The sequence below is a fragment of the Undibacterium sp. GW821-FHT11H02 genome, assembly GCF_058808015.1.
Window position 1 is genome coordinate 1 of the sequence record NZ_JBXARG010000039.1, and the last position, 8,037, is coordinate 8,037.

1 protein-coding gene is annotated in these 8,037 nt (G+C 48.9%); it reads right to left on the minus strand.

Annotation, left to right across the window (positions count from 1 at the left end; all coding sequences use genetic code 11):
* Window positions 1–8,037 (minus strand): tandem-95 repeat protein (locus AC1RR2_RS20825; RefSeq protein WP_493224206.1); only part of this gene is annotated, 8,037 nt, incomplete at both ends.

Consider the following 8,037-nt stretch of genomic DNA (forward strand, 5'->3'; position numbering starts at 1 on the left):
AAGCTGCCTGCAACGCCACCAGTCACAGTCAAATCGCTCAGAGCAAAACCAGTCACTGGCTCGCTGAAAGTAACTTGGTAAGTTTGTGTAGGACGTGCATCAGTAGAGATCAATGCTGGGCTAGTTGTATCAACTAATACAGCGGTTGGAGCCGTGTTGTCATGTGTCACAACCAGTGCAGCAGACGCTGTACTTGCTGGACCTTGGATAGGCGCTGTTGGGTCGTTAGAGATCACCGCTGTCAATGAGTTTGCTGCATTAGCATTCAAATTGATTGCGATATCTCTGAAGCCAGCAAGGATGTCACCAGCAGACAACTGAACCGCTGGCAATGCAACCAGACCGTTCGTCAATGTGACGTAATCACCAGCAATTGCAGCAGTACCTGGACCTGTGTTTGTCAAGAAGACGCGCACAATAACAGGTGACACATTAGTCACGTTATCTGTGTTGACGTTGCTATCATCACTAGCCATCAGATCCAGCGTAGGTGCTGTAGGCGCAATCGTATCTTGCGTGACTACATTACCAGCCAAGAATGTCATGGAAGACGGGATGCTGCCATCAGCATTACGGAAGTTGATTTGCAGATCGGCACCGTTCAAAACACCGTCGTCGTTCAGGTCAACCCAGAGACGGCCAGTGTCAGCTTGGTAGACGAAGTCTGCCTTACCGTTGTTTGCGCCCAGTTGTACTGCACCTTGTGCATCAGCGAAGTCTGCGCCGTTACCAGCCCAGTTCAACAAAGTTGTGTTGTTGCCGAACATAGCTGCTTCGATAGCAACTTTGTCTTTCGTTGTGTCGAAGCCAACGATGACGTCACGATTTGGCGTAATGCCGTTACCGTCAGAGTCAGTCAACTGTACATAACGGAAGGTATCACTACCAGAGCTACCAGTGATGGTATCAGTACCTTGACCACCAGTGATGGTGCTAGATGTCAATGCGCCGCCGTTGATTGTGATACGGTCATTGCCGTCGCCGCCGTCAACGACGTTGCTGCCTGTGCCTGCAACGATAGTGTCGTTACCTGTACCGCCAGCGATCGTGTTGTTGCCGTTGCCAGCGACGATGTTGTCTGTACCTGTACCGCCGTCGATCATGTTGTTGCCGTTACCAGCAGTAACATTGTCGTTACCTGTACCACCAGAAATCGTGTTATTACCATTACCGGAAGTGATTGTGTCATTACCAGCATCACCACTCAGATTGTTGTTGCCGTCACCGAATGTACCGCTGTCGTTGCCGTCACCCAAACTACCTGTTTTGTTGCCGTCGAGGTTAGTAACTACGTCGTTACCTGCACCAGTATTGAATGTATCGTTACCGAGACCGAGAGCCACTACGTCGTCACCAGCACCTGTAGTGATGTTGTCATCACCATTGCCAGCGTTGATCGTCAAGGACTTAGTGACAGTACCAGCGTTGATTGTCAAACCACCGATTGCAACTGTGCCGTTGTTAGAACCATCCAACGTTGCAGCATTGACAGTGATACGGTTAGCTGTAACACCTGTGAAAGTGTTGTCAGTCATCGTCAAGCCGATGTTGTTGTCATCTAACTGCACTACGTTGATGGTTTCAACGTTCGTTGTGTTGCTCAGGTCAGCTGTGCCGTTATCCGCAGTCAATGTGAATACGTCATTAGCAGTCATGCCGCCGCTCAATACATCTGCAGCAGTAATGTTAGAAGCACCAGCAACAAAAGTTACTGCAACATTCGTCGCGCCTGCATTGATAGTGTCATTGCCACCCGCTGCGAGGTTGACGTTCAATGCTGTTGTAACAGCACCGAAAGCTGCGTCGAGCAATACGTTGTCATTCATGTCGCTGCCAACGATGTTTTGCAGACCCATGTTTGCATCAACTTGTGCACCCAAAACAGCATTGATTGCTGTACCAGCTGCTGCACGCAATGTCTCTACTGAGAACACGTTTTGCATGTCGTCGTCGATGAAGATGCCACCGTTTTGTACCAGGGAGTCGTTACCAGAGCCACCCATGACAGTGATGTTTGCACCTAAATCACCACCGCGAATGATCACGCTGTCATCACCTGCGCCAGCATTAAACAACACGTTGTTGTTTGCACCAACGTTCAACTTCTCAAATGTGTCTGCAGTAGAAGAACCAGTGATATTGAACTGGTAGTTCGCGTTTGTACCAGCAGCCAATGTCACGCGGAAGCTGTCATCAGCATCAGTCAACGCAGAAGCATCTACGTTCACGTTGGTGATTGTACCTGCGTCACCTGCAGAGAATGTCAATGTGTTGGCATTTACGTCAGTCACCAGAGGTGTCACATCACCACTGCTTGTCAACTTGAAGCTTTCGATGTTTTTAACATTGGTCAGATTGACCGCTGCGTTCACCGCTGCTGTTGCATTGTTCAATTCGACTGTATCAGTATCAGTACCGCCATCGATTACATCAGTTGCGTCGAGCTGAGTACCAGTGAAACTAGCGACGTCGTTGCCAGCGCCGAGTTTGACGTTGTCTGTACCGCTACCACTCATTACGCGATCTGCACCTGCACCAGATTCAATGCTGTCGTTGCCGCTGCCTGCAGTGATTGTGTCACTACCTGCACCAGACTTGATAGTGTCATTGCCACCGTTGCCTGTGATTGTCAAATTGCCTGTTGTGTAAGCAGAAGCGTTAATGTTGTCGCTTGAAACGTCGCCGTTGATTGTGCGGATACCAGCAGCTTGAGCATTGAGTGCCAAAGTTGATGTTACGCCAGAAGTCAAGGTCAACACTTCAACGTTTGTGACATTAGCGTAGACTGCATCAGCATAGCCCGTGCCTGTAGAGATAGTATCTGTACCGTCACCACCATTGATTGTGTCAGCAGCTGACAGGTTTGCACCAACGTTCAAGAGGTCATCGCCTGTACCAGCGTCAACATTGTCAGTTGCAGCGCCGAAGTTGATCGTGTCGTTGTCTGCACCTGCTGTCACTACGTTGTTACCACCCATAGTATTGATCGTGTCGCTACCAGCACCAGATGCGATTGTTGATGTCAACAAGCCACCAGTGATAGTGTCATCTGCAGCACCGCCAATTACATTCAGGTTGTAAGTGGAAACTGTAGAACCATTGAATACCAATGTTTCAGCCGCTTCGTTCGCATCAACGATGGAGTTGCTGTTCAAATCACCAGTAGCAGCTTGCAATGCAGCGCCATTGACAGTCAAAACACCTGTGTTCAATACGTTAGGGTTTGGCGCATTGTCATTGTCAACTGTGATGTTGTACTGGTTAGCAGTATCAACTGTGTTGTTGTGGCCTGTATCGAGGTTGATCGTTTCAAAACCAGTGAATTGGCTTGCGGCTGTCAATGTTGTGTCTGCATCGAGGTTCAATACGTCAACACCTGCGCCAGCGTTCAATGCGTCAGCATCTGTCAAACCAGCCACGTTGAAAGTGTCGCTACCAGAGCCAGTAGCCACGGTGTCGTTACCGCTACCGAGGTTGACTGTCAAATTGGATGTGAATGAACTCGCATCGACTACATCGTTGCCACCGTTCAGGGCATTGATCGTTTGGATACCAGCAGTTTGTGCATAGTTCGTATGCAAAGGACCTGGAACAGCTGCAACAAAAACGCCACCTTGCAATACGGTGGTACCCGCTGTCGTCAATGTTAATGTTTCAACACTGGAGACATTGCGGAAGTTGTTATCAACAGAACCAGCATTGATTTGCAACTCATCTGTACCGTCGCCGCCACTGATTGAGTCAAGGATAGGATCGAGGATAGTACCTGCGCCACTTGCATCAAAGCTTGCGCCGCCAATGATAACGTCATTGCCTTCACCAGCAACGATACTGTCGAAACCAGTACCCATAGTGACTGTGTCGTTACCAGCACCAGAAGAAACATAGTCGTCGCCCGCAGCAGCATCAATCGCATCTGCACCAGAACCTGAAGTGACGTTGTCGTTGCCGTTACCAGCGCTGATCGTGTTACCACCGTTACCAGCAGTCACTGTATCGTTGTCATCGCCTGAGTTAATGTTATTAACGCCATTACCGACTACGATTGTATCTGCACCAGCATCAGAAGTGACTGTGTTGTTACCGTTGCCCAAAGTGATACTGTCAACGCCAGTACCAGAAGTCACGGTGTTATTGCCGTCAGCAGCAGTAATCACGTTTGTGCCGTTTCCAGCTGCGATCACGTTGTTACCAGCGCCACCAGCGATAGTGTCGTTACCCGTACCAGTAGTGATAGAGTCGTTACCGTCACCGCCATCAACATTGTTGTTGCCGTTGCCAGCGTTCACAGTGTCGTTACCTGCGCCTGACACTACGACATCAGAGAAGTCTGATGTAAAGAATGTGTCATTACCTGAACCACCAGTGACTGTAGCACTACCTGTGGAATCCACAGTGCTTAATGCGATGTCGCCAGTTGAGCCAGTTGCGTTGACTGTCGTAACAGTGCTGCTCAAAGTATTTTCAATAGCAGCAAGGCTCGCATTCGTGTCGCCAATCACCAGAGTCTGCGCTGTACTGATGTTCAGTACGGTAGAACCTGGAGTATTGAGGTCAGTAATACGAACTGCGAACGCACTACCAGCAGTAGACAAGTTGACCATTTCAATACCTGAAGCGGTTGCTTGATCGACCGCGCCAGTACCTTCGGCTGTCAAATTGATAGAACCTGCAGCAGTAACATTGTCTTCGCTGTTGGTTACCAAGAGGTTCAACTCGTCGTTACCTAATGCATCTGCATTGCGGATATCGAGTGTCGTATTGACGCCAGCTGTGAGGTTCAAGATGTTGAGGTTAACTTCGTCGAAACTATCCGCATCCGTATCAGCAACCGTGTTAGCGAAGTTAAAGCGTACGTCGCTTGAACTGTTCGTGCTAACCATGGTGTTAACACCATTGGAGCTGGACATGTCGAACGCTACCGTGTTTTTGCCAGAGTCATTAGTTACCTGGAATGTACCAACACCGAGGTTGTAACCAGCGAATGCACCTGCACCTGTCATAGCAGAGTCAAGGTTCAACACTACTTTATCGTTAGCACCACCGACAACAACGTCACCCGCGTTCAAGTTGTTGTTAGTACCAATAACAGTTTCTGATGCTGGGTTGACCAAAGTTACATTATCTAAACCTGCAGTCAATACGTTAGCAACGTCAATCACTGACAATGTTACTGTCGCTGGCGTAGATACCAAACCAGCACGATCAGTCACTGTGTATTGGAATGTCGCTGGACCAAAGTAGTTCGCATTCGGCGTGAATGTGTAAGCGCCTGTTGTGCTATTGATCGTTACAGTGCCGTTAGTGGCGCTACCAGAAACCAGTGCGTAGGTCAGTGCATCACCTGCATCAACATCAGTACCGTTCACGCTACCTGTCAGAACTGTGTTTTCAAAACCAGATCCAATTGAAGCATTTGCCACTGGCGCATCATTCACTGCTGTCACGGTAACACTTGCAGTCGCTACTGAAGTAGCACCTGAAGCATCTGTTACGGTGTAGGTGAAGCTGTCTGTACCATTGTAGTTCGCATTTGGTGTGTAGACGAACTTACCAGCATTCGCGCCTGTACCCATTGTAACTGTACCGTTAGCTGGTTGGCTGCTAACAGAGTAGGTCGCAGTATCGCCAACGTCGATATCAGAGGAAACTGGAGTTACAACGATTGCTGCTGCATCTTCCAAACCAGCTGCTACCACAGCTTGCGCTACAGGGCCATCGTTCGTGCCAGTGACTGTGATAACCAGATCTTTAGTATTTGTCGCGCTACCATCAGTCACAGTGAAGCTGATTGTCAATACTTGCGTTGCGCCAGCTGCCAATGATTCATAAGCAGCATTTGCTGGATTGAAGCTATACGTACCGTTAGCATTGAAGGAGAAGCCAGCTGGTGCTGCACTATTCAGACTGTAAGACAAGGCTGCGCTGTCAATATCAGATGCTGTAACGGAGCCAGTAATGACTGCGGCACCTTCTGCTGCAGCTGCTGCACTTGCATTGGCTTCTGGTGCATCATTCACTGCTGTCACGGTAACAGTTGCAGTCGCTACTGAAGTAGCACCTGAAGCATCAGTTACTGTGTATGTAAAGCTGTCTGTACCATTGTAGTTCGCATTTGGTGTGTAGACGAACTTACCTGCATTTGCGCCTGTACCCATTGCGACTGTACCGTGAGCTGGTTGGCCGCTAACAGAGTAGGTCGCCGTATCGCCTGCGTCGATATCAGAGGACATGGGCGTCACAACGATTGCTGCTGCATCTTCCAAGCCAGCCGCTACTACCGCTTGCGCTACTGGCGCATCGTTTGTACCAGTGACGGTAATCACCAGATCTTTAGTGCTTGTCAAACCACCATCAGTCACAGTGAAGCCGATTGTCAATACTTGCGTCGCGCCAGCTGCCAATGATTCATAGGCTGAGTTTGCTGGGTTGAAACTGTATGTGCCATCTGTATTGAATGTGAAACCAGCTGGTGCTGTTGCATTGAGGCTATATGTCAACGCTGTACTGTCGATATCAGATGCTGTAACGGAACCAGTGATGACTGCCGCACCTTCTGCTGCGCCGGCTGCACTTGCATTGGCTACTGGGGCATCATTCACTGCTGTCACTGTGACAGTTGCAGTCGCTACTGAAGTCGCGCCTGAAGCATCTGTGACTTTGTAGGTGAAGCTATCTGTACCGTTGTAGTTCGCATTTGGTGTGTAGACGAACTTACCAGCATTTGCGCCAGTACCCATTGCGACTGTACCGTTAGCTGGTTGGCTATTGAGAGAGTATGTCGCTGTATCACCAGTGTCGATATCAGAGGACATTGGCGTCACAACGATTCCTGCTGCATCTTCCAGGCCAGCCGCTACGACCGCTTGCGCTACAGGCGCATCGTTCGTACCAGTGATCGTGATGACCAAATCTTTCGTGTTTGTCAAACTACCATCAGTCACAGTGAAACCAATTGTCAACACTTGTGTCGCACCAGCCGCCAATGAGTCATAGGCTGAGTTTGCTGGGTTGAAGCTGTATGTACCATCAGCGTTAAATGTAAGACCTGCTGGTGCTGTTGCATTGAGGCTATAAGTCAATGCAGCACTGTCAACGTCAGTCGCAGTAACTGTACCGCTAATAACTACGGCACCTTCAGCAGCACTCGCTGCAGCAGCTTGAGCCACTGGCGCTTCGTTAACGTTTGTTACAGTAGCAACCACCGCTTTTTCTGCTGAAACACCTAATTTATCAGTTACAACAACTGTGAAATTGTAAGATGCTTTTGTTTCAAAATCAGCAGAAGCCTTCAAAGTGACGGCGCCTGTTGTTGGGTTGATATCCAACATCGCGACATCGCCTGTCAACGCTTTTAAGCTGTATGTTTTTGTATCACCCGCATCGGAATCTGTCGCTGTCGCCGTATAAAGCACGGTACCTACTGGCGCATTTTCTGCGATCATCGCAGTTTCACCAGAAGTCATGACAGGAGCATGATTAAAGAACAAATCGATTTGCGTATTCGCTGCATTTTGACCGTTCGGGCCTGATGTTACCAATGGAATCAATGCCGCTGCTTGAGCAACATCATTACCATTCATATCAAATGCATAATGCAAACCAACAGCTACTTTGTTGTTCAACAAAGATTGAGAAGCCAAGGCTACCGCGTCTGTGCCGCTATAAGAAATAACTGCCGTGAGCATTTCTGTCACGATAGTACCAACTGCGATAGCGCGTGAAGCGGCTGTACCAGTGGTTGACTCTGTGTTCAAACGACCAGTCCAATAGGCCAAGCCACCTGCATCAGCCGTACGACCCAATACATTGGAATAGAATCGGCCTACAATTTCTTCGTTAGACAAAGAAAGTGGATAGTAAATGCGTGATGGCGCAACATTGTACATATCTTGTGCAACGGTTTGCAGCGACTTACCATTGCTTAATTGCTGCACCCAGTAACCCAAGCCATCTGCCTCTGGCGCGCGGCCAAAAAGCGAGACGTACAACTGAGTCACTTGCGTGCGCATTTGTGTAGTAACAGCCATGTGTGTA